We start from the raw sequence: 24574 nt of genomic DNA on the forward strand, positions 1-24574 counted from the left end.
ATACTGGCCGAAAAGGGCGCGAGATTTTGCTTATCATTACACGCTACCATTGTCAGGGCAGCGTGCAGGCGCGAACAAGCATCCGGTCGCCGCGCCAGCCGTCAGCAGAGGGAGTCGCTATGAGCAGAGCAAAAGCGAAAGACCCCCGCTTTCCCGACTTTTCGTTCACCGTTGTTGAAGGTGCGCGAGCCACACGGGTACCGGGAGGGCGCACGATCGAAGAAATCGAGCCGGAGTACAGAATCAAAGGGCGCACAACCTTTAGCGCTCTCTTCCGCTACGATCCCTTCGATTTCTGGGTAGGTCCGTTCTACGTCGGCTTCTGGGGCTTCGTCTCGGTTATCGGCATCATCTTCGGCTCATACTTCTATATCAATGAAACCATTCTGAAAGGGCCGTATTCGTTCCCCCAGAACTTCTTCGCCGGTCGGATCGATCCACCACCAGCAGAACTTGGGTTAGGCTTCGCCGCCCCAGGTGAACCAGGATTCGCCTGGCAGATGACGGTGCTCTTCGCTACTATCGCCTTCTTCGGCTGGATGATGCGGCAGGTTGACATCAGCATGAAGCTCGATATGGGCTATCACGTGCCCATCGCGTTCGGTGTCGCCGTTTCAGCCTGGACGGTGTTGCAGATCATCCGGCCTATTGCGCTTGGTATGTGGCACGAGGGCTTTGTGCTGGGCGTGATGCCCCACCTCGACTGGGTATCGAACTTCGGCTACCGCTACAATAACTTTTTCTACAACCCATTCCACGCCATTGGCATTACCGGTCTGTTTGCTTCAACCTGGCTGCTGGCCTGCCATGGTTCGCTGATTTTGAGCGCGGCGCAATATCGCGGCCCTGAAGGCGGCGACATTGAAAACGTCTTCTTCCGTGACGTGCAATACTACTCGGTCGGCGAAGCCGGCGTCCATCGCCTCGGCTACATCTTCGCTATCGGCGGCATTCTCTCGGCTGACCTGTGCATCCTGCTGTCGGGCTGGCCGGTACAGGATTGGGTAAGCTTCTGGAACTTCTGGAATAATTTCCCCTTCTGGAGCGGCGTCTAGAGAGGAGCGCAGCAGTATGGCAACAGTAGATATGACGCCGGGCGATCTGGAACTAGGCCGCGATCGCGGTCGGATTGGCAAGCCAATCGAGATCCCGTTACTGGAAAACTTTGGCTTCGATAGTCAGCTCGGCCCGTTTTACCTCGGCTTGTGGAATGCAGTGGCATATGTCGCGGGCGGTATCTTCACCTTTATCTGGCTGATGGTGATGTTCGCCCAGGTCAATTTTAACCCAGTAGCCTTCGTCAAGTATTTTGTCGTGCTCCAGATTGATCCGCCGTCATCGCGCTACGGGCTGAGTTTTCCGCCGCTCAACGAAGGCGGCTGGTGGCTCATTGCTACGTTCTTCCTCACGCTGTCAATCTTCGCCTGGTATATGCATATCTATACCCGGGCTAAGGCGCTTGGCATCAAGCCTTACCTCGCCTATGGCTTCACCGGCGCGATCGCGCTCTACCTGGTGATCTATATTATTCGACCGATATGGATGGGTGATTGGTCGGAAGCGCCGGCCCATGGTATCAAGGCGCTGCTCGACTGGACGAATAATGTGAGCGTGCGTTACGGCAATTTCTACTACAATCCGTTCCACATGCTCTCGATCTTCTTCCTGCTCGGCTCGACACTCTTGCTGGCTATGCACGCTGGCACGATCTGGGCGCTGGAAAAGTACGCTGCCCACGAAGAGTGGAATGAGATTCAAGCTCCTGGCACTGGCACTGAGCGCGCTCAGCTCTTCTGGCGCTGGTGCATGGGCTTCAATGCCAATGCCTATTCGATCCACCTGTGGGCGTTTTGGTTTGCCTGGTTGTGCGGTATCACCGGCGCGCTCGGCGTCTTCTTCTCAATGCCCGATTTCGTTAATAACTGGTTCCAGTGGGGTATTGAGGCCGGTATCGCCTATCCACAAGGGCCGACACCGATGCCCTAAGCCTGTTTGAATCTTCCACCTTCCTCCCGACCCTCACCCGTCGTATGGCGGGTGAGGGTTTCCTGCCTCTGATCAGCGCCGACCATTCACCCACCGCATCGCCTGACCCTTCAGTGAGGGGTTCCCGCCGCTGATCTCGGCGCTAACCATTCACCCACCGCATCGCCCAGCCCTTTCAAAGCAGCGCCACCCGCCCCCTGACCCGACTTCAGTTTTTGCGCATCTCGACAACCCGTTCGACCGGCAGACTCGTGGCCAGCGCCATTGCATTCACCAGCGGTTGTAACGCCGCCGGTACCGCCGCGCTGTCGATGATCCAGACTTCATCGCCAACCAGCATTTCGAGCGCTAATACCGGTTGCAGACGGCGGATCAGCCCACCGGTGATGATACGATATGGGCGAAGGCGCAATCCGCTGATCGCCGACCGATCGATACGCTGCGCGCGCGGACGCCCGACCCGACTGGTCTGGTGGATGGTGAAGCTACTGGCATCGAGTACTATCTCGTTGGTGGTGGTAGCAATGGCATAGCCGCCAACCAGGCGCTGGATGGCCAGGCCACCGAATAGCCCGCCGACAGCAGCGCTCAGGCCGGCTGGAGCGAAGCCGAATCCCTGCAACGATGCCAACACACCGGCGAACAATGCGGCCAGCGCAATCACAATTAATACACCGCCGCCGATAAATAATGGAATGGCAGCATGGCGATTAGCCTGTGGGTAGGATTGCAGGCGTAGCTGGTCTGGTTCGGCAATGATCACCTGATAGTACGGTGTTGGACCGAGACGGCGCCCCAGTCGTTGACGGAATGGTGAAGTTGTCATGGCATTTCACACAAGCGGTATGACAAAGAGTAAGTATCCTGATCAAACACGGTGGCAACGTAACCAGGATCGACAGCTCATACTGGCGCTGACGACAAGTCTGTTACGGCCATTATACGCCTGACCGGGGCCAGGCTACGCCGTCTCAGCCACACTTGCACGAATTGGTGAGTCGTGCTATAATCCTTGAGTGATGCGGGAGTGGCTCAGCTGGTAGAGCGACACCTTGCCAAGGTGTAGGTCGCGGGTTCGAATCCCGTCTCCCGCTCCAGTTATGACCAGCGCTATGGCGCTGGTCTTTCGTTTGAAAAAGGAATGAAGTGTCAGCGGTAAAGAGTCAGGATCACTCTTTCGCGCGCGGTCACTCTCTGTCAAAATACGCATTCCGCCTGTTATACACTAACTCTGGCCGGAGCAATACAAGGTAGCGACTCTACCAGGCGGTAATATTCCATCGCTCAACGGCCAGTTTCGCATCCTGCGGCGCACACACTTGCGCAGGGTATTTGACAGCAAAACGGTTTGCGCTGATCATATGTAGTGATAACTTCTAAGCAGACAAACAGCGGCAGATTCCGATACGATAACCGCGCTGCCAACCCCCAACCAGCACCATGACGCTACTCAACGCAACAAACCTCAGTAAATACTATGGCGCCGAACTTATCTTTCAGGAGGTGAGCTTTCAGATCGGGCGCGGCGAAAAGGTGGCGATTGTCGGGATGAATGGGGCCGGCAAAAGCACGCTTCTGCGGATTATCGCCGGCCTGGAAAAGCCCGACAGCGGCAGCATCAGCCTCGCGCGCGGCACACGCATGGCCTATCTGGCCCAGGAGGCTCGCTTCAGCGGCGAGCGCACCCTCTGGCAAGAGATGGAGGCGGCACTGGCCGAGATCAATCAATGGCGCAGCGAGCTGATTGAACTCGAAGCGCGGCTGGCCGATACTGCAGCCCAAGACTGGGAAGCCGTGATGGAGCGTTATGGCGAACTCAGCGCCCGCTTCGAGCATGCCGGTGGCTATGAGATCGAGCATCGCATCGAACGCACGCTGCATGGTCTTGGCTTCCAAGTTGATCAGTTTCATCAGCGGATGAGTCTGTTCTCTGGTGGGCAGAAGACCCGGGCTGCACTGGCTGCGGCGCTGCTAAGTGACCCCGATTTGCTGCTCCTCGATGAGCCAACCAACCATCTCGATATGGAGGCACTCGAATGGTTGGAACAATTTTTGCGCGGCTGGGATGGCACGTTGATCGTTGTTTCACACGATCGCTATTTTCTCGAGCGGGTGACCAAACGCACCCTTGAGATCAGCTTCAATCGGTTGGAAGACTATCCCGGTAGTTATGAAAAATATCTGACACTGAAAGCCGAACGGATTGAGCGCCGGTTGAAGGAGTATCAGGCGCAACAGGCATTCATTGCCCGCACCGAAGAGTTTATTCGGCGCTACAAGGCAGGCCAGCGCGCTCGAGAAGCTAAAGGGCGCGAGAAACGGTTAGAACGCCTGAAGCGTGAGCAGATGATCGAGCGTCCTAAAGAAGCCGCTAAACTGCGCCTCGCGCTCGATAGTCAGTTGCGGTCGGGCGAGCTGGTATTAAGGCTCGATGGTCTGGTAGTCGGCTTCCGTGGCCCAAATGGCGAAGGGCGAACGTTGTTGCGCGCTGATGATCTGACTATCAGACGCGGCGAGCGGGTCGGCTTGCTAGGGCCAAATGGCTCTGGCAAGACAACGTTGCTGCGCGCGCTGATCGGTCAATTGACGCCATTGCAGGGTATTGTTCGTCTCGGTCATGAAGTGCGGGTCGGCTATTATGCCCAGGGTCACGATGTGCTGGTATGGAACAATACCGTGCTGGAAGAGGTATTGCGCGTTGCGCCGAGTCTCGGTGAAGGCGCAGCGCGCAATTTGCTGGCGCGCTTTCTCTTTACCGGTGATGATGTGTTCAAGCGGATTGCAGACCTCAGTGGTGGCGAACGCTCGCGAGTGGCGCTGGCTCAACTGACGCTACTTCCCGGTAACTTACTTTTGCTCGATGAACCAACCAACCATCTCGATATCGATGCGCGCGAGGCGCTGGAAGCGGTATTGAAAGAGTACACCGGTTCAATCCTGTTTGTTTCCCACGACCGCTACTTCATTGATGCGCTGGCTGACAAACTCTGGATCGTTGAGCAAGGGCGCATCAAGCAGTTTATCGGCAACTACAGCGAGTATATGGCAGCGCAAAGCGCCGCGCCACCGGTCGCCACGCCGCAGACTTCAGCAGTCAAATCGACACCCGCAAAGCAGATCCACGCCAATGATACTGAACGGGCCAGGCAACGTCGGCTGGCGGCGCTGGAGGCGGAAGTAACCGCGCTCGAACAAGATCTGGCCCGGTTGAGCCAGGAACTTGATGCGGCCAGCCAGGCCCGCGACGTGGCCCGGCTGATAGCACTCGGCGCTCAGTATGCCGAACTCGAGCAGTTGCTGGCAGATAAGTATGCCCAATGGGAACAACTGGCTGCCTGACACTGGTCTGTGTCAGGCAACTCGTCGTTGCAGCGGATGACGGGTCAAGCGGCAATATCCTCCTGCCGGGGAACAACCGGCAATCACAGCAAACTGCCATCTCAGGTAATGCGTTCACATCTCTTCTGGTTGAGAGCAATCAGACAGAAGGATTGACGACAGTCTGATGGCGCAACAGGTTTCAATATCCGGGCAGGTACTGTCAATGATGGATAGCGGGATGCAATCTCGATCCGATACGCCGCCGATGAGCGACTTGACCTACCAGGCCTACGCCCCGATCTACCATGCGGCAGGACAGGCAACCTTTGGCGCAAATCTGGCGCGGTTGATCCTGGCTCGCCAACCACAACCACCACGATGGGTACTTGACCTGGCATGTGGCACCGGCGCTGCGGCGCTTGTCTTTGCGGCTGCCGGCGCCAACGTTGTTGGTGTCGATCGCTCGCCAGCGATGCTGACCATTGCCGGCGAACAGGCAGCCCAGCGCGGACTGGCAATAACGTGGATCACCGCAGACATCCGATCGCTACCATCTACTCCCCTCTTGCAACCAGGGCGTTTTGATCTCTGCACCTGCCTGTTCGACAGTCTCAATCAGCTTACCAGTGATCATGACCTCGCCGCCGTCTGTCAAACCGTCGGCAAATTACTACGTCCTGGCGGCCAGTTCATCTTCGACCTCAATACACTGGCCGGCTTCACCGCATGGCACGAGTACGATCAGGTAATCTTTGACGGACGCGACCTGTTGGTAGTCAATCGGCTGCATTTTGATCACAGCCGCCAGCGCGCCTACGGCAGATTTGTATGGTTTCAACGCCAGGGCAACCGCTGGTGGCGCGGTGAAGAGACGCATTGCGAACGGCCCTGGAGCGAGGAGGAGATTGCGGCAGCACTGACAGCTAACCGACTACGGTTGATTGCCCGACTCACGCCGGAGGGGGAAGCGGCGGCATCTGACGCACCCCGGATCGTGTATGTAGCCGAACGTTCCGCTGATGATGAGGAATAGACTATTCACCTCTGCGCCACAGCCCTAGGGTGGTCAGGCGGCCACAAAAGACTTTTATTGCCAGCCACCCGGTCAGCGTTGGCGGCAGTGAGAAGTGAGAAAGGCCACCGGCAGGCAGATCACCCGACCTGCCGGCAGCACAACCGGCTACTCACCGAACAGTTGCAGCAATTCGCGCCACTCGCCGGTTAGCTCGTCACGGCGCGCAGCGTAATAGATGTGGGTCACACCCTGTTCATCAATGTAGACCAGATCGACCTGTGAGCGCATCGGACGGAGATAGCCGATATTTCCCCACCAGCGCACCTTATCCTGATCGAACGGCATATCCTGATGGAACATCCGGGCCGCGTACTCGCGCACTGTGCCCGGCTCAATATCTTGCAGCCGCCACGGGGCGCTGCTCACATCGCCGGTGCGCAGATTGCGGAAGATGTAGAGCCAATCACCCTCTTCGTTACGGGTCGCACTCACCACCTCGATACCGGTGCGGGGGCGCGGCACCCGAATCAGGGCCAGCCAGGCCTCTGAGAGCTTGTCACGCGGGACACCATTATATTCCTGCACAACGCCCGTTTCTTTATCTTTCATGACCAGGTCGAAGCGAGGCTGGCCATCACTATCAACGAAAATACGCACCAGACCACCGCGACCGCGCCAGCGGATGCGACGTTCGGCCCACGTATCAGGCTCAGGGGAAGGCGGCACACTCACCTCTTCCTGATCGAAATCGCCGGTATCGGTCTCGATACGAGCGCCGGCTTCACTCAGCAGGCTCGTCCAGGCTTCCCCCAACCCCCAATCGCTCACACCGTAGAAGACATGATCAACCACACCATTCTGATCGCGATGCACCAGATCGTACTTCACGCGCGACCCCTGACGATAGGCGCGCCAGAGGCCCAATCGGCCACGCCAGCGCACCTGACTCTGGAGATCGATCCGACTCTCACGCAAATCTTCGTGGCGACTGATGGCGTAAGCCCACAATCCCCGAGCGCGATCGCGCGTCACCCCTGCGGTCGTGCGCAAATCACGCACCTCGTAGACCCAGGTACCGCTACGGCGCTGACTGCTAACGATTTCAACCCCAGAGCGAGGCAGCTCGAGCGTCTCGCCGTTGTCGAGCGGGGATGGCTCACCGGCAGCAATGGCCTGTCGGCAGAGCTGAATGATCTCGCTGCGGTTAGCGACAATCGTTTCACTGTCGCGGCGGAGATAGACCACGCCATTGCTGCCAACGTAGGGAGGCGGATCATTTGCCTTCACCTCGACCCGGATCACATCGCGGCCTTCGTAATGCATCAACTCAAATGACAGGTAGGGTGCCGGGATGACATGTTCAGCCACACTCTGGCGCAACGTATCGGTTACCTGATCAGGCCGTTCAATACCGACCACCTTCCCACCGGGATCACAACCAATGATCAAGACCCCGCCACCGATATTCGCCAGCGCTGCCACATCGGGCCAGAGCGTCACCGCTTGATTAGGCTCGGCCAAGGCGCGCAATACCTGGCGATCCGTACTACCGCTGAAACGAGCGACATCGAGTGACCACTGCTTTTGATCGCGCTTCGGCACGCGCACGCGGTCAAAATCCTGGCTGGAGAAGAGCGCTTTCAGCGCTTCAAAGCTGCGGTCAGGCAGCAACGCCTCGAAGTAGCGATCACCGATCCCGTGGCGGTGAGTGGCCTGGGCATCGCCTTCTGGCAACCGGCGAAGGCGATGAGCATCGCTGCCCTGGATGCAAAACATCCGCCGCTCGTAGTGTTCGGTCTTGCCATTGTAGAAGCCAGGTGAAGTAAACTTCTCGTGGTCAGTGTAGAAATTGATAAACTCGAGCGCGTGCAGATAGGGGCTTTGAGTAACAGCCACCCGCGCCTGGCCACTCGTACCCATGCGCAACGTTTCGGTAATGACACCGTTAGGACCGTTGGCATGAGCAGCAATGACAATCCCACCGGCACGATGAATAATCTCGTAGGCTTCAGTCACGTGACGGGTATTCGCCACGCTACATACACCACCTTTAAGCGACTCGGCGGGAATACCGAGCTGAAGCAAGGTTGCTTCGATCAGGCTGAGCGGACGATTAGGCGGAAAGATGCCGAGAATATGAGCGCCAAAATGCGAAGTGAACTCAAAGCCGGGCAAGACGGTTATTTTCTCAAGCAGGCGACGATACTCGGCCAAACGGGCCTCTTCTTCACTCGTCAGCCGTCCGGCCTTTTCCAGCGCAACCAGAAACTCGATCTCCCGCTGAAACTGCTCATAACCGGCAACGGTATTGTGGTCAGTAAAAGCGATGATTTCAAGGCCGCGCCGCTCAGCTTCCTGAAGAATGTCAAGGTAAGAAACGTTTGGTTCGGCGTAATCCTCAGAGGCAGGCGTGTGTAAGTGCAAATCAATCCGGATCCAGCGCATCGCGTTTCGCGCTTCTGTATTCATACCGTAAAAACCTTAGATATTCAGAACTTTTTTCGCCACACTTTTGAGTATTTTTTGTTTTTCATCGTCTCTTCTGGTGATAAAACGGAGAAAACCGCCTCCTTTCTCGCTATCGAAAAACCCTGACGAGCAGGGTCAGAGCGTAAATGCTATCCTGTACAGATAGTATACCAGATTCGAGTAGGGATGATCACAGTGCGCGCAGGTTAGCGGCGCGACTGCTTGTTACAGGGGTAACAGCCGATCACGGCAGGGAGAAATTTGCCTGAAGGCAACCTTGCGACAGTGTCCCGGTCAGATAATCCCAACAATTTGATGCTGTAATTTGCATCTGACTTGACCAGCCAAAATCGGTTAGCAGCGATTTGAGTTGAAGCCAAAAAAGTTCATTTTTAGAACTAGCATGAGGTCAAAGTATTTGCTATAATGCAAGCAGCGCTCAACCCAATGCCGGCGTAACTCCATTCCTGCCCAACAGCGCAGTGAAGCAGATGCAATGCCTCTGCGATCAAGTATCGACTGTCAGTATCGGCTGGCACGTATTCGGTAAGGTAGCGCAGGGTAGGGAAGGCAGCCACCGCGGCAGGAGAGAGGAGAGTCCTATGTCAGAGGCGAGCGGATACAGCCTGCAGCATGCGCGGACAATCATCAGCGAATTAGAACACTTCCTGATCGATCTCAGGCAAGAAGATGGTTTAAGCGAGAACACCATTACCTCTTATCGCTGCGATCTACGCACAGCGGGAGCCGTGTTAAACCAGGATCTCACCACAATCACGACTGAAGACATCCAGCAATTTCTTGCCAGCCGGCGGGAGCAACCGGGCACCACAAACCGACGAATTGCCAGTTTGGGACGTTTTTTCCGCTGGGCGATGGCGCGTGGCTACATTACCCACAACCCGCTCGATCGAATCAATGGCCGCTTCCCCACCGAACACCGACCACAACCGATTGCCAGCGAAACGGAACTGCGCGCGCTCGATCAGGCGATTGCCGCTGCGCCACAGCCATATCGGCTGATCTTCACGCTGTTGCGCGAGATCGGGATTCGCACCGATGAAGTCTTGAACCTGAATTTAGGCGACGTGATCCTTGAGCCAGGACGCGAGATGCTGCTGGTGCGCGACAGCAAGAGCGGGAGTAAGCGGATGATTGCCCTCACTCCTGACGCTATGCCGCGCTCGCTCCGCGGGTTGCGCAGTTGGGTGCGGGAAATGGAGCATTGCCCCCCGGAAACGCCACTCTTCCGTTCATCGCGTGGCACGCGGGTGTCATACGACACGCTCCATCGGCGCTGGGTAGCGGTATGTAAAGCGGCTCGTTTGATGGATACGGTTGAAGGCCGCGCGCAACCGCGCTACACCCTACACCATTTGCGCCACACCGCTGCCGCCGAATTGATTACCTTTTACCCAGAGCAGGTGGTGCGCCGCATTCTCGGTCATCGCGATCCGCGTTCAACTCGCCGCTACACCGAACTGGTACGCAATCGAACCCACGCCTCCGAACGACCGGCCAGCCTCCATACACCGCCCCGACGCGAGGCTATGTAGCGCCCCGTCCGCGCCCGGTGAGTTCGGATTGATCTGGCGGCGTTTGCGCGCCGCCTTTTGTTGCCCCTATAAGCTACCGTAGCCGCCGATTACCGGCTAGAGAAACGCGCGCAATGCCTGATAGGTTGGCTCGTAGCCCGGCCCGCGAAGCATGTTGTGATTCGTGCCGGGAATGAGCTGCATCCGCATCAGCTCTGGCGACGCCATTGCCCGCAATTCCGCCTGAACAGCCGGCGAGACGATGGTGTATTCCGGTTCGGCCAGCAAGATGAGCAGCGGCACTTGCACCCGCGCAATGCGCGGCGCTAACGTCCAATCGTATGGCAAGAGGAAGAGACCGGCAACCTGCTCATAACGGCATTCGGCCAGCGCCTGGGCTTTCCAGTAATAGTCGCACGGATGCCAGTCAGGATTGGTTTCGCGCAGCATCGGCAACGTTTCAGCAGGAGACTGCCCAACTCCCCGGCTAAACTGGGGCAGCAACGAGGGTGCAATCGCTGTTTCCTGCTTGATCAGGGGATCGAGTAACACTGCCTGCCGGACGGTATGACGCGCCGGGTGATCGCCACTGAGTAACGCCAGTGTAGTTGCGCCACCCCACGAATGACCGATCATGACCAGTTCAGGCAGACCCAGAGCCTGGATGACATCGCCGACAATGTTGGCGACAGTATCAATGTCATAGGCCGGACTCAGATCACTCTGGCCGTGACCGGGTAGATCAAGCGCAATGACGCGCCACCCCTCAGCCGCCAGATCGCTGCCGAGGCGCCAAAGGGTGGCGGCGCTGCTGGTAATGCCGTGGCAGAGCAAGACAGTGCGGCCAGCGGCGGGCCACTCTAACAAGCTGACTCGTCCGTGTGCCAGTTGCACAAAATCGCGGCGAGCGGTGATCTGGCATGGATCGTTCATCATCACTCCTCCTGAGATTAGCGATTACCTGCAAGCGTATCCATTGCGTCAGAATGACCCGGACGGACAGTTACACCCACCCGCCGGTAGCCATTACCTGCGTGCTGCTACTCGGCATATGTGGCTGGCGCGCGCGAGACAGGCGAGTACACGCACCCGCCAGTAGCCATTATCTGCGCGCTGCTACCCTCTGCTCTGACAACAGGCGCCAAACTGCGACCGGCAATCGCAAAGGTGGGCCTGTACTCTGTACCGTATGCGGTACAATATGACGTAACGGCCCACCAATTGGTCGCTCAACAATGAATGCCAGCCTCTGCGAAGACATGCGATCGCCGGCCAAAACAAAACTTCTCCTCGCCACCTTCACCACAGGATGGTTGATGATCGGCATCGCGATCATCAGCTTCGGCTGGGAACTCACCTGGAAGGTATTGCACATCCCAACCCTATCGCCAGTGTTCGCCGATATGCGCACCATTCAGGGCGCATTGCTGAGCGTCGAACAGGGATACAATCCCCAACAAGCCAATCCCGGCGATCCCTGGCAACGAGCGATGAATTATCCGTCTCTCTGGCTCGTCATTGCCCGACATCTTCAGTTCGACAACGAAGTTCACTTCCTGATCTTTGTGTTTTCCACAATTGTGGCCTATCTAACAGCGTGTATCTTCTTGCTCAAAACGTTTCCACGCTTCCTCATGATCGCGGCACTCTTCTCTGGCGCATCATTACTGGCAGTCGAGCGCGGCAATAACGATATTATCGTTTTTGCCCTGTTAAGCGTTGGGTTGACCCTGCCGGCGGTTTTGGTGCGATCAGGTGTGCTGCTGATAAGCACCGTTCTGAAACTCTACCCCATGTTTGCCTTTCTGAGCCTGATCAAACACCCACGCCAGCTTCTGGGCGGAATGACCATTGCAGTGGTCTATTTCATCGGCATCCAGCCTGAATTGCAGTTCATCTGGCGCGGCAACACTGCCGAAGGCGTTCTTTCCTATGGGATCGCCAATCTGTTCAGATGGATAACGGCTCAGGTCGGCAATGAACTAGAGCCAATCGCTGTCGGTCTTGGACTGATTGCATCTTTGCCAGTCTGTTTGCTTTTCACGCGCAACACGCACATTCAACCGTCACCACAACGCGAGCAGAAGACAACTCTCTTCCTGGCCGGGGGAGCAATCTTTGCGGGCACATATCTAACCACGTTAAACTGGGATTATCGCCTCATTTTTTTGATTTTTTGTCTTCCGTATATTCTGGACATTCAACAACCTTTACCGCGATACTCATTGGTAACCTGCCTGTTGATAGCCAGCAATATCGGCATTCTCAGATGGCATCTCCCGGTAGGTTTGGTTGAAATAATCAGCATTCTCTGCAAGCATTATGTGTTTTTAGCGATTATCGGTTGTCTTGGCAAAGAGTTTTACCTGCACATGCGCGCAACACGTACCCCGGCATTGCATCGGCTGCCACACAACGCCGGGGAAGGGTAGCGCCAGACAATCTCACTCCCTGCTCTCAGCAAGCACAAAATCAGCCAGAACTGACTTAAGCGCAGCCAGCGACGGTTCGTGAATGTACATCATATGGCCGGCTGGATAGAAGCTTTCACCGATCTGAGCGCGAAGCGCCGGATCAAGGGCGAGATGATTAAGCGTATAGCGAGTGGCGAAGTAGGGAGTCGCCAGATCGTAATACCCACTGGCAACATGGACGCGCAATCCAGGATTGCGGTGCATTGCCCGCCGCAATGTTTCGGCAACATCGACGTACCGGTTCTGATGGTCGTTGAAACTCCACGGCCACACCCGTTCGGTAAGAATTTCGTAGGGCAGATCGCTGCAAAAGCCCAACTGCTCGCGCGCGTAATGATTGAGCGCAGCCGTGTACGGGCCGGTAATCGCAGCCAGGCTCGGATCGAATTCAACCACTTCTCCCACTGCATCGCGGTCACTGCCGGTAAAGCGACTGTCCAGGCGGCCAACGGTACGCTGCTGGTCACGCAGCAATTCCTTTACGAACCGGTCATCGCGAATACGCAACCGCGATCGCGTAACATAGTCGCGGCTAAGACCGGTGTAGCGCGCCAGTTGGGTTGCAATGTAGTCAAACGTAGCCGGATCAAGCTGGTCACCTTGCAGCAACGCCAGCGCATAATCACCAAGCGCGAACGACTCGACAGCGCGCAAGGTGGCATTCAGGTCGCGTTGCAGTTCTGGTTCGAGTCGCCGATGATAGAATGCGGTCGCCGTGTACGATGGTAAAAAGAGCATGTACGGCAGATCATTGCCGTGATCGAAGGAGAGAGTCTGAAAATGCAGCACTGCCGAAATGAGCATGAGACCATTGAGGTACAGGCCGTGCCGCTCCTGGAGGTAGCCGGCCAGACCGGCAGCGCGCGTAGTGCCGTAGCTTTCACCGGCCAGGTACTTTGGTGATAGCCAGCGCCCATACCGGCTGGTGTAGAGCCGGATAAAATCTCCGACTGACTCAATATCCTTACGAAAGTCGTGAAACTGTTTGGGTGACTCGCCGGCAACGGCGCGGCTGTAGCCAGTGCTTACCGGATCGATGAAGACCAGATCGCTCACATCGAGCAGTGAATACTGGTTTGGCACGATCCGACCGGGTGGCGACAACGGCCACCCCTCTACAGTCATCAACACACGCTGCGGACCGAACAGGCCGAGATGCAACCAGACCGACGATGAACCAGGGCCACCGTTGAAGGCGAACGTAATTGGACGCCGACTGAGGTCGGTCACGTCATCGCGGGTATAGGCGACGAAGAAGATCCCGGCTCGCGCCTGCTCGCCAGCGCTAACCCCATCCTTCTCGGCCTCTTCCTTCATGATAATCACGCCAGCAGTTGCGGTATATCTGATCTCGGCCCCGTTGATCATCACCGTGTGCTGAGACTGCACGATCTGATCGACCGGCGGCGCTGGCGGATTAGAGGGAGGGTTTGTTGTTGTCATGCAATGTATCTTCCGCTATCATCCCACACCAATTCGGCGCGGCCAATCCGCACCGTATCGCCATCCTGAACACCGGCAGCGATCAAGGCTTCGTTAATCCCGCTAGCCTCAAGGACACGCTGAATGCGATCGAGCGCTTCATCTTGTTCGAGATTGCTCATCGCGATCAAGCGTTCGATCTTGACGCCACGCACCCGGAACGCATCGCCTTCGCGCTCGATGGTAAAGGCATTCTCATCAACTGGCGGCAACGGCCATTCAAGTGGTGGCTCATCGGGATCGACCGGCTCGCGCTGCGGCGGTGGATCGGCGCGCAACAGCTCGGCCACCCGCTGCAGGAGCGGTTCGATACCGGCGCGGGTCGCGGCAGAGATGACAAACAGGTCTTCTGGCGCGACCGGTAAGCGCTTGAGCAACACCGGCAGACGCTCCTGAGCAGCGGGCAGATCGGCTTTATTGAGCGCCACCACCTGTTTGCGCTGGGCCAGTTCGGGCTGGTAGAGGCGCAGCTCAGTATTGATCTGCTCGTAATCATCGAGCGGGTTGCGACCATCAACCCCGGCAGCATCGATGATGTGAATCAGCAAACGGGTGCGCTCTACATGACGCAAAAAACCGTGACCAAGGCCGACGCCAGCGTGAGCGCCTTCGATCAGACCGGGAATATCGGCGACCACAAACCGCTGCAACCCAACTTCGACGATACCGAGATTGGGGGTCAGCGTGGTAAACGGATACGCAGCAATCTTAGGTCGAGCAGCGCTGATCACGGAGAGCAGGGTCGATTTACCGGCGTTGGGAAACCCAACCAGCCCCACATCGGCCAGCAACTTCAATTCCAGTTCAAGAGTCAATTCCTGACCGGGTTCACCCAATTCAGCCAGGCGAGGAGCCTGACGAGTTGGCGTAGCGAAATGGATATTGCCCAATCCACCACGACCGCCGCGCACTGCCAGCAAACGTTGACCGGGACGGGCAAGATCGACGCTGTAGGTCACGCCGTTAATCGTTGCGCGCACGACTGTGCCGGGTGGCACCGGCACATAAATATCGGCGCCATTGCGACCATGCATCGCATTTTTGCCACCGTGACCGCCGTTTTCGGCCACAAACTTACGCTGATAGCGAAAATGGAGCAGGGTGTTGTACTCAGGATCGGCGACAATGTAGACGTGGCCGCCGCGCCCACCATCGCCACCATTTGGTCCACCGCGGGGCACATACTTCTCGCGGCGAAAGGTGGCGGCGCCGTTGCCACCGGTGCCAGAGCGCACCACAATCGTTGCCTGATCGTAGAAATCGGTTTCGGTTGCCATAGCAAACAGCAGAGGGGCGCATCATCACACGCCCCCGTCCCTTTCCCAAAATATGTTGTGAATCGGCGATAGAGTGCTATTGCATCTCAGATACGGTTGAACGCTCAGAATCCAGGACAGGCGACAACAACGACCACCGTATTAGCGAATCTGAAACCTGCCTGCTGGCGCCTGCGCGAACAGAGTCGGCGTCACGCATGCATCCAACCGATCAGGTGTAATCATTGCTATCGATCGGTCAACATTGCGTCATGACGCCTGAGGATGAATAATGCAGAACTACGCTTTCGTCTCACCCTCAGTCTTTGTATCGTTGCGCGACTCGTCATCACCACGAACTGCCTTGCGGAATTCGCGAATGCTGCTACCGAGCGCGCCGCCCAGACCGGCCAGCTTGCCGGCGCCGAAGATGGCAATCACGATGACGAGAATGACGAGCAGCTCACCCCAACCAAGACCCATCATACCGATACTCCTTTTTCGCGCAACTGACGCGCACCAGCGATGCGCATTCCCTGTTCATTATACCCCAGTGTAGGGGTGTGTCAACGCCGGGCGCCACCAACTGCCTGATAAGCCTCCAGCGTCCGGGCGGCTGTGTCAGCCCAGGAGAACTGACGGGCGCGCGCCAGACCGCGCTGGCGCAGATCGGCGCGCAGGTCGGCATCGGTCAACACGCGATAGATAGCTTCGGCCAGCGCTTGCTGATCGGCGGGTGAGACCATCAAACCGGCATCGCCAACCACTTCTGGCAGGCTCGAGGTATTTGAGGTAATGACCGGCGTGCCGCAGGCCATTGCTTCTAGCGGCGGCATCCCGAAACCTTCGTAAATCGACGGAAAGACAAAGACGGTAGCAGCCGCGTACCACAGGGGCAATTCCTCTTCGTCGATATAACCGACAAACTTCACCCGATCACGCAAATTCAACTGATCGAGGCGGGCAAAGATGGGCTGATACATCCATCCCTTACCGCCACCGATCAGCAATGGCACATCCGGGACACGAGCGCTGACCAGCGCAAATGCTTCGAGCAGGGTAGTCAAATTCTTGCGCGGTTCGAGAGTGCCAACGTAGAGGAGGAACTGCTCGGGCAGGCCATGACGGGCGCGCAACTGCGCAATTGCGGTTGACGCAGGAGGACGGAAGTGATGACGAGCCGCATTCGGGGTCACCACAACCCGTTCAGTCGGCACGCCGAGCAAACCCACAACCTCGCGTTTGGTATGCTCAGAAACGACCAAAATCCGGTCAGCGCGGCGCGCGCTGAGACGGGTAGCCAGATCGAGATAGATGCGGTTGTAAGCGCGAAAGGTCTGAGGAAAGCGAATAAAGGCGAGATCGTGAATAGTGATAACCGTCGGCACCGGGCTAAGCAACGGCGCCACGTTGAGACAGCCATGGTAGAGATCGGCCTTGCCGCGCAGAAGCAGAGGGGCAATACCCTGTTCCCAGGGAATGCGGATGCGCGGATTGATTGTTGGCAAGCGCGACGGCTTGACCACAAAATTGGCCGGCAGACCGAGCGCAGACTGATCGAGACCGCGTGTAGTGTAGATCGTGTAATGATTGCGATGATCGATCTGGGCCAGGTGAATCAAGACTTGTTCGATATAATGCGACACCCCGGCTCGGCGGAACGACCGGGTATGAGCGAGGAGATGGGCGTTGATAGCAATGCGCATAACACTAACAATTCTTCAAGGCTGGGCAGCGGTGACTGTATCATAGTCATGGTGCGGCACCAACCCCCAATCGCTCAGCGGAAAATAGATTAGCCAGGCCTGCCCGACCACCCGATCGAGCGGCAGCGCATCCCACTCGCGCGAATCGGAGCTGTTACCGCGGTTATCACCCATGACGAAGATCGAACCGGGCGGCACTGTTACCGGCCCCTGCGCGCACGGATAGCCGCTCAGACAGTAAGTGAACGAACCACGCAGGTAGGGTTCGTCAAGCAACTCATCGTTGACATACACCTTGCCTTCGCGAATCTCGATCACATCGCCCGGTAAACCGATCACGCGCTTGATATAATCCTTACGAACATCGCGCGGATATTCGAAGACAATAATGTCACCACGTTGCGGAGGGCGAAAGGGATAGACCACGCGCGGCGGTAGATCAGACTGGCCGGGGAGCAAGCGTAACGGCGCGTTCAGATCGAAATGAAAATAGATCAGCTTATTGACCAGAATGTACTGACCGGTATGGAGCGTTGGCTCCATGCTAGAGCCTTCAATTTTGAAATTTTGCACTACACCGCGCACAATCAAGAACACAAGCAGAATGAAAATGGCTGTTTCCAGCAATTCACGCACAACATAGCGTAGCGGAGCGCGCGGCTGCCGCAACCGCTCTGATGTCGATGGGATGGTCGTCTGATCTGACGGTAGAGGACTATCGTTCATAGCACAATCTAGCCCGCTCTATGCTACACTACAGGGTAGAATATGTCACAAGAATGGCGCGCGGAGGGAAGGTTTCCCTCCGCAACCAATGGCATTATACTCGAACGAATCGCAAATTGCCAGCCTGTTGAGATGAAGGAATATTGAGATATGTCATCGCTGGCCACCCTCGTACAGTCACTTGCCGATGGCAAGTTTCAGTGTATGGCATGTCAGTGGCACTGCACACTTGCTGCGGGTGAAGTTGGGCGCTGCCAGATGCGCGTTGGACGTGCCGATGGGATCGAGCTACTCAATCACGGAATGATCAGCGGCGCGGCGATCGGCCCTATCGAAGATCACCGGCTCTGGCACTTTTTTCCCGATACCACTGTGCTGGCCATCGGTGGTTGGGGCTATGCGCTGCCGGTCGATCAGCAACGGGGGCCTTACGGCGCGTTGCCGACCGATCCGGCTAAGCAACGCCGCCTTGATCCGCAGCGTGCCGCCGACTTTGCCCTCGAACGGCTCTGCCGCGGGGTGGTATGGGCGTTCGGCGAACCGGCTGTTAACTTTGAATATTTACTGGCCCTGTTCCAGCTTAGCCGGGCTGCCAGCCGGTATACGGCTATCATTACCAGCGGAATGCTCAGCAGCGAAGCGCTTAACGAAATCGGCCCCTATCTCAATGGTGTCAGTCTTGATCTGCGCGGATTTTCCGATAACGCCTACCAGCGATTGGGTGGGATCGGTAACTGGCACCAGATTCTACACTTTGCCGAAGAGGTGAAACATCGCTGGAAATGCCATATTGAGGTTACTACCCGCATTCATCATGGCGTCAACGATCATCCCGAAGAACTGCGCGAACTGGTGAACTGGCTCAAGACGACCCTGGGAGAGGAGACACCCTGGCACGTATTGCCCGGCGATGCTGGTAGCGAGACGGCAGCGTCAACGATGCGAGCGCGCCGGCTTGGGCACGAGAACGGCTTGCAGTTTATCTATGGCGCAGAACCAAACCAGTCAACCCGTTGTCCGACTTGCCAGGCGACCCTGATCAGTCGCCAACACGGTATGAGCCGGCGAGTCGGGCTTGATGGCAATCGCTGCACGAATTGCGGGAGTAAGGTGAATTTATACCTGTCGATTTTCAAGATGCATCGCGAATGATAGCTGTCGCATATTTGCGGCATTAATGATTCAGACCTAGACCGGACAAACACCGAACATGCGTAAACCTGAAATTATGAGTCCAGCCGGCTATTGGCCGCAACTCCATGCCGCCATTGAAGCTGGCGCTGACGCAGTCTACTTTGGCCTGACACACTTCACCGCTCGCGCCAAGGTTGGTTTTACCCTCGCTGAGTTGCCTGAGGTGATGAAGACGTTGCACCGCCGTGGCGTGAAGGGATATGTCACCTTCAACACGCTGGTGTTCGATCACGAATTGCGCGCGGCAGCGACGGCACTCGCCGAGATTGCCGCTGCCGGGGCTGACGCCATTATCGTGCAGGATCTGGGTGTGGCAGCTCTGGCTCACCGCATTGCGCCCGATTTGCCGATCCACGGCAGCACGCAGATGAGTATTACCAGCGCCGAAGGAGTTGCGCTGGCCGCCCGTTATGGCGTATCGCGCGTGGTGCTGGCGCGCGAATTGTCGCTGGCCGAAGTCGCCGCAATCCGCGCTCGCAGCCCAATCGAACTGGAGATTTTCGTCCACGGCGCCCTCTGCGTCTCTTATTCAGGACAGTGTTTCTCGTCCGAGGCATGGGGCGGGCGCAGCGCTAACCGCGGTCAGTGCGCACAAGCCTGTCGGTTGCCTTACGACTTGATTGTTGATGGACGCCACCATCCGCTTGGCGCGGCTCGTTACCTGCTCTCGCCTGGCGATCTGGCCGCCATCGATGACTTGACCCAAATTGCCCATCTTGGGGTGAGTGCGCTAAAGATTGAAGGTCGCTACAAAGATGCCGAATATGTCGCCATTGCGACCAACGCCTATCGGCGCGCGCTTGATGCCGCCTGGGCCGGTTTGCCGCCTGATTTGACAGTCGCCGACCGGTTGCATCTCGAACAGGTCTATTCACGCGGGCTAGGGCCGCACTTCTTGCGCGGTACCAATCATCAGACGGTGGTTGAAGGGCGCGCGCCGCGTCATCGCGGCCTGCTGATGGGTCGGGTTGTCCGGGTGCTGCCCCATGCGATTGTGATTGCGCCGGAACCGGGCCGGGAAGCGGCGCCGCTGAAGCCCGGCGATGGCGTGGTGTTTGATGCCGCCGACTGGCGTAGTCCGGAAGAACCGGAAGAGGGTGGTCGGATCTTCACCGTTGAACCGGCAGGTAATGGCTTGCTGGTGATGACCTTTGCCCGCGGTGTGATCAACCCGCGGCGGATTCGCGTTGGCGATCTCCTCTGGCGCACCAGCGACCCACAAACTGAACGGATTGCGCGCCCATTTGTGCAACCGGCGGCGCCGGTCAGGCGTCAGTCGGTGCGGGTAGAGGCAATTGCTCGCGCCGGTTTGCCGTTGCAATTGCGCTGGACACTGATCGACCGGCCCGACGTGACAATCACGGTGTATAGCCCGGAACCGTTGACCACAGCCCAAAATCGCCCGCTCGATGAAGCAACGTTGCGCGACCAGTTGGGACGGCTTGGTGACACTCCTTACCGGTTAGATGAATTGACCGCAGTGATCGAAGGCAACCCATTTGTGCCGGTCTCGCTGCTCAATCAGTTGCGCCGCCAGGCAACATCGGCTCTGGCCGAAAAACAGGGACAACCGCCGCCGGGTACGATCCACGATCCGGCGCACGTACTCGCCGATATGCTCGCTGCTGTGGCGCCACCGACGCCATCGACCATCACGGCGTTACATCTGCTGATCCGCTCGCCTGACCAGCTCGAGGCGGCGATTGCGTTGCGCCCTGATAGTATCACACTCGACTATCTTGACCTCGAAGGGTTAAAGCCGGCGCTGGCTCAGGTTCAAGCTGCCGGTATCGCTGTCCGGATCGCCGCTCCAAGAGTTCTCAAACCAGAAGACGAGCGGGTCGCGCGCTTCCTACGCAAACTCAATGCCCCGCTGCTGGTACGCTCAACCGGCCTGCTCGAACGATTGCGTGACGATCCAGACGTTGAACTGACCGGCGATTTCAGTCTCAACGCAGCCAATCTGCTTACCGCCGATCTTTTGCTAAAGCTTGGTTTGCGTCGGTTGACATTGACCCACGATCTCAATGCCGACCAGATCGCGCATCTCGCCGAACGCATTGGCGGCAGTCGGTTAGAAGCGATCGCCTATCATCATCTCCCGGTCTTTCACACCGAACATTGCGTCTTCTGCCGCTTCCTGTCGAAAGGAACCAGCTACAAAGACTGTGGCCGTCCGTGCGAACGCCATCGGGTTGCCTTGCGCGATGCTCAAGGTCGCGCTCATCCGGTGATCGCCGATGTGGGTTGCCGCAATACGGTGTTTGGCGCTGAAGCGCAAGAGGCCAGCAAATACCTTGACCGCTGGCGCGCTGCCAGTATCACCCATTTCCGGCTCGAATTCGTTCACGAATCTGGAGCGCAGATCACAGCAGTGACGGAAGCATTCCGCGCCTATCTGCACAACCAGATCGACGCCACAGAGTTAGGACGACGCTGGCGCCAAAGCGCACCGCAAGGCGTGACAGAGGGCAGCTTTTTCGTGCCGCCAAATTACCAGTACATTCCGTTGATGTAACGATACTGGTCGGTTAACAGGAGATGGATCTATGGCCGAGAGTCTGTGGGATCAACTGGCAACGCGGCTGGTTGATGCGCTCGGCGCGCAACGCGGTGAACTGATCGAAGTGCGCGACGAGGCGGGTAATCAACGGTTGCTTCACGCTGTTTTGCTGGCTTTAGAGAGCATCGGCGCTGAACCGCTTGCGCATATTTTGCCCGCTCCGCATGTCGAACGGCTCCTGGCAACGACCACGCCAGAACTGCTAGCCGAGCGTGACCGTCGGCGTGAAGTGTGGTTGCAACAGGTTGATCGTTCGCTAACCCTGATCGGGGCGCAACCAGACCTGAGTCGAGTCGCGCCTGAAGCATTGCAAACCTTTGCTGCTGCCTGCAACCGCCTTGCCGCGTTGCGTGAAGAGCGTCGCATTCCCCAGGCGATTGCGGCCATTCCCACGATTGGCAAAGCGGCCCAATTGGGCATCAGTCACGAAGAACTGGAACTGCGCGTGATGCCGGCATTGCTCGCCAAACCTGCGCAACTCGTTACCAAATGTGAGCGTGTGATAGCGGCACTGAGCAACGCTCGCGCGCTCACCATCACCAGCGGACCCGGCTACGAACTGCGCGCGCAACTCCACGCGCAGCCATGGGTGCGCGATGTGGGTCGAATTGAGGGAACGGCAGATCACAATGGCGCCATCGTGACCAACCTGCCGGCAGGATCACTGTACACGACCATTAGCGCAGAGAGTGTCGAAGGCGATCTCTTTCTACCGGTAGCCGGCCCTGCCCGCGCCGCTCACTTCCACTTTCGCAATGGTCGAGTGACGCAGATTGAAGCCGCCAGCGGTGGCGAACAACTCGCTGCCCTGCTCGATCAACAGAGCGGTGAACCACGCCGGATCGGTGTGATTGGGATCGGTCTCAATCCGTATCTGCGCCAGTCAATCGGCTGGACAATGGTTGACAAACACGTCCAGGGCGCACTCTTTATCGGGATGGGAGAACGCCGGTATCCCGGTGGCGCCATTGCTCATCCTCTCACTATCGACTTCACTACCACAGCGGCCAGCCTGCGGGCCGATGAACAAGTGATTTTAGAACACGGACAGCTTGTAGTGTAAAGAATATAGACGTACAGAGACCATTAGCCGCCGGGATGCGGGATGTAACGGTCGGCAATTGGCCCACATAGATGCCGGCACTCAGGGGCAACGAAGTTCGTTGCCCCTGATCGTTGTAGCGCGAGATATTGCGACAGGCCAATGTTATGATGACCCGGCGACACTACCTGTCTGCGCCGCAGCGGCAATCCGGCCTTGCGCAACCAGTTCACTAATTACGGTGATGTAGGGGTGGAGCATCGTATCTTCGGCGATAAACGGCACGTGCTGCCGGATCAGGTCGTACACCGGCCCGGTACCACGTCCAAGCCTGGCCTGCGCACCCAGGGTTTGTCGGCGAAAATCGATACCCTGCGCCGCAGCAAAAAGCTCGAGCGCTAGAATCTGGCTGACATTGTCGAGAATGCTCCGCAATTTTAAGCCGGCAGTCATTCCCATGCTGACGTGATCTTCGACATTGGCCGAAGTCGGAATATTATCAACGCTGGCCGGATGGGCCAGCACTTTATTTTCGGTTGCCAGCGCAGCAGCGGTGTACTGCACGATCATGAACCCCGAATTGAGGCCACCGGCTCTGGTGAGAAAGGCCGGCAAAACATGCGTGTTTGAAGCTTCGTCGGTCAAGCGCATCAATCGTCGCTCGGCGATGTTGCCCAGCTCGGTCACTGCCAGCCCGAGGTAATCGAGCGCGATGGCGAGCGGCTCACCGTGAAAATTACCGCCAGAGAGCACTTCGACATTGCCGTCATCGTCGATGAAGATGAGCGGATTGTCGGTCACCGCATTCAATTCGATCTCAAACACCCACCTTGCATAGGCAATTGCATCGCGCGCGGCTCCATGCACTTGCGGAATGCAGCGCAAGGTGTAGGCATCTTGCACGTGACGCGGATCGTTGTTGCGGACAAACTCGCTCCCGGCCAGCAAACTGCGCAAATGTGCCGCGCATTCGATCTGGCGGGGGAAGGGCCGCAGTTCGTGCAGACGCGGATCGAAAGCTGCCGGTGTGCCGTAGAGCGCTTCGAGACTCAAACAGCCGGCAATATCGGCGGTAGCGCTGAGCATTTCGGCCCGCGCGGTTTCGAGCACGCCGAGTGCGCACATCACTGCCGTGCCGTTGGTCAGCGCCAAACCCTCCTTGGCGGCCAGTTCCAGCGGTTGCCAGCCGAGCTTTGTCAAGGCAGTCGCCGCCGGCATCACCTCACCCAGCCATTCCACTTCACCCAATCCGATGAGTGGCAATGCCATATGAGCAAGTGGCGCCAGATCGCCACTCGCCCCCAACGATCCTTTGCTGGGGATGCGCGGATGGACGCCGGCGTTGAGCATCTCGATCAAGCGATCAAGGGTTTCCAGCCGAACCCCCGAATGACCGCGGGCCAGCGTATTGGCCCGAATCAACATAATGGCCCGCGTCGTGGGTCGATCGAAGACGGGTCCAACACCAACTGCATGGCTGACCAGGATGTTATATTGCAACCGTTCAACTTGTTCAGGCACAATGACGCGATCCTTAAATGCGCCGAAGCCGGTGGTGATGCCGTAAGCCACCACCCCGCGCGCCAACAAGTCTTGCACTGCCTGTGCCGCTCGCGCCACCCGCGCCCGCGCTACCGGCGCCAGGCGCACCTGCGGCGCGCCGGGTTGACCGTAAGCAACCGCCAGTACCTGTTCGATAGTCAGGCTCGCGCCGTCAAGAACGATTTCGGTCATTTCAGCGAAGTTATTGTGATTACCCATCACAAAGCCCTACCTCTTGATCTATTCGCCACCCACAAAGACAG

General features: G+C 57.5%; 18 protein-coding genes and 1 tRNA gene. 10 read left to right on the plus strand and 9 right to left on the minus strand.

The genetic code is table 11. The features are described 5' to 3' along the window. Nucleotides 1-119: 119 nt before the first annotated feature. A complete protein-coding gene (locus Q0650_RS03525) occupies nucleotides 120-1055 on the plus strand; it encodes a photosynthetic reaction center subunit L (protein ID WP_298815977.1) in 936 nt (311 codons plus the stop codon). A gap of 16 nt (nucleotides 1056-1071) precedes the next feature. Next, a complete protein-coding gene (gene pufM / locus Q0650_RS03530) occupies nucleotides 1072-1986 on the plus strand; it encodes a photosynthetic reaction center subunit M (RefSeq protein ID WP_298815979.1) in 915 nt (304 codons plus the stop codon). A gap of 208 nt (nucleotides 1987-2194) precedes the next feature. On the opposite strand, the gene Q0650_RS03535 is transcribed toward pufM, so the two are convergent. Further along, nucleotides 2195-2812, minus strand: coding sequence for a hypothetical protein (locus Q0650_RS03535; protein ID WP_298815981.1), 618 nt, complete (start codon nucleotides 2810-2812; stop codon nucleotides 2195-2197). A 195-nt stretch (nucleotides 2813-3007) separates the two neighbouring features. Between Q0650_RS03535 and Q0650_RS03540 the strand changes: the two genes are divergently transcribed. From Q0650_RS03540 to Q0650_RS03550, 3 genes are all read left to right on the plus strand, one after another. Continuing rightward, nucleotides 3008-3083: transfer RNA gene (locus Q0650_RS03540), tRNA-Gly, on the plus strand. A gap of 343 nt (nucleotides 3084-3426) precedes the next feature. Further along, nucleotides 3427-5325 carry an ABC-F family ATP-binding cassette domain-containing protein gene (locus tag Q0650_RS03545; RefSeq protein ID WP_298815983.1) on the plus strand — a complete coding sequence of 633 codons (1899 nt, stop codon included), beginning with the start codon at nucleotides 3427-3429 and terminating at the stop codon, nucleotides 5323-5325. A gap of 220 nt (nucleotides 5326-5545) precedes the next feature. Continuing rightward, on the plus strand, nucleotides 5546-6340 hold the full coding sequence (locus tag Q0650_RS03550; protein ID WP_298815985.1) for a class I SAM-dependent methyltransferase: 795 nt from the start codon (nucleotides 5546-5548) through the stop codon (nucleotides 6338-6340). A gap of 147 nt (nucleotides 6341-6487) precedes the next feature. On the opposite strand, the gene Q0650_RS03555 is transcribed toward Q0650_RS03550, so the two are convergent. Then, nucleotides 6488-8791, minus strand: a complete 2304-nt coding sequence (locus tag Q0650_RS03555; RefSeq protein ID WP_298815987.1) for an RNA-binding domain-containing protein — start codon at nucleotides 8789-8791, stop codon at nucleotides 6488-6490. A 602-nt stretch (nucleotides 8792-9393) separates the two neighbouring features. Here Q0650_RS03555 and Q0650_RS03560 point away from each other — a divergent pair. Continuing rightward, nucleotides 9394-10347 carry a tyrosine-type recombinase/integrase gene (locus tag Q0650_RS03560; RefSeq protein WP_298815989.1) on the plus strand — a complete coding sequence of 318 codons (954 nt, stop codon included), beginning with the start codon at nucleotides 9394-9396 and terminating at the stop codon, nucleotides 10345-10347. A gap of 96 nt (nucleotides 10348-10443) precedes the next feature. On the opposite strand, the gene Q0650_RS03565 is transcribed toward Q0650_RS03560, so the two are convergent. Next, nucleotides 10444-11262 carry an alpha/beta fold hydrolase gene (locus Q0650_RS03565; RefSeq protein ID WP_298815991.1) on the minus strand — a complete coding sequence of 273 codons (819 nt, stop codon included), beginning with the start codon at nucleotides 11260-11262 and terminating at the stop codon, nucleotides 10444-10446. Nucleotides 11263-11642: 380 nt separating this feature from the next. Here Q0650_RS03565 and Q0650_RS03570 point away from each other — a divergent pair, with 380 nt between their 5' ends. Then, nucleotides 11643-12758, plus strand: a complete 1116-nt coding sequence (locus Q0650_RS03570; protein ID WP_298815993.1) for a hypothetical protein — start codon at nucleotides 11643-11645, stop codon at nucleotides 12756-12758. Nucleotides 12759-12770: 12 nt separating this feature from the next. Here the strand turns inward: Q0650_RS03570 and Q0650_RS03575 are convergent, their stop codons facing one another. The 5 genes from Q0650_RS03575 to lepB all read right to left on the minus strand — a co-directional run bounded on the left by Q0650_RS03575 (nucleotide 12771) and on the right by lepB (nucleotide 17970). Continuing rightward, nucleotides 12771-14243, minus strand: a complete 1473-nt coding sequence (locus Q0650_RS03575; protein ID WP_298815995.1) for a S10 family peptidase — start codon at nucleotides 14241-14243, stop codon at nucleotides 12771-12773. Then, complete coding sequence (gene obgE / locus Q0650_RS03580) at nucleotides 14240-15559, minus strand: GTPase ObgE (protein WP_298815997.1); 1320 nt, start codon at nucleotides 15557-15559, stop codon at nucleotides 14240-14242. The genes Q0650_RS03575 and obgE overlap by 4 nt, the downstream gene beginning before the upstream one ends. A 279-nt stretch (nucleotides 15560-15838) precedes the next feature. Further along, nucleotides 15839-16024 carry a twin-arginine translocase TatA/TatE family subunit gene (tatA, locus tag Q0650_RS03585; protein ID WP_298815999.1) on the minus strand — a complete coding sequence of 62 codons (186 nt, stop codon included), beginning with the start codon at nucleotides 16022-16024 and terminating at the stop codon, nucleotides 15839-15841. Between the two features lie 80 nt (nucleotides 16025-16104). Further along, entirely contained in the window at nucleotides 16105-17244 is a 1140-nt protein-coding gene (locus tag Q0650_RS03590; protein WP_298816001.1) for a glycosyltransferase family 1 protein, read from the minus strand. Between the two features lie 15 nt (nucleotides 17245-17259). Further along, nucleotides 17260-17970: a signal peptidase I gene (gene lepB / locus Q0650_RS03595; protein ID WP_298816003.1), complete on the minus strand. Its 711-nt coding sequence runs from the start codon at nucleotides 17968-17970 to the stop codon at nucleotides 17260-17262. Between the two features lie 150 nt (nucleotides 17971-18120). On the opposite strand from lepB, the gene Q0650_RS03600 reads away from it, so the two are divergent. From Q0650_RS03600 to Q0650_RS03610, 3 genes are read left to right on the plus strand one after another with little or no spacing between them, the layout of a single operon-like run. Continuing rightward, on the plus strand, nucleotides 18121-19122 hold the full coding sequence (locus Q0650_RS03600; RefSeq protein WP_298816004.1) for a radical SAM protein: 1002 nt from the start codon (nucleotides 18121-18123) through the stop codon (nucleotides 19120-19122). A gap of 58 nt (nucleotides 19123-19180) precedes the next feature. Continuing rightward, the gene (locus Q0650_RS03605; protein ID WP_298816005.1) at nucleotides 19181-21682 is read left to right on the plus strand and encodes a U32 family peptidase; all 2502 of its coding nucleotides are present in this window, start codon (nucleotides 19181-19183) and stop codon (nucleotides 21680-21682) included. Nucleotides 21683-21713: 31 nt separating this feature from the next. Next, nucleotides 21714-22790: an aminopeptidase gene (locus Q0650_RS03610; RefSeq protein ID WP_298816007.1), complete on the plus strand. Its 1077-nt coding sequence runs from the start codon at nucleotides 21714-21716 to the stop codon at nucleotides 22788-22790. 144 nt (nucleotides 22791-22934) lie between these two features. On the opposite strand, the gene hutH is transcribed toward Q0650_RS03610, so the two are convergent. Then, a complete protein-coding gene (gene hutH / locus Q0650_RS03615) occupies nucleotides 22935-24530 on the minus strand; it encodes a histidine ammonia-lyase (protein WP_298816052.1) in 1596 nt (531 codons plus the stop codon). Nucleotides 24531-24574: the final 44 nt, after the last annotated feature.

The organism is uncultured Chloroflexus sp. (genome assembly GCF_937129525.1).
GTDB lineage: Bacteria > Chloroflexota > Chloroflexia > Chloroflexales > Chloroflexaceae > Chloroflexus.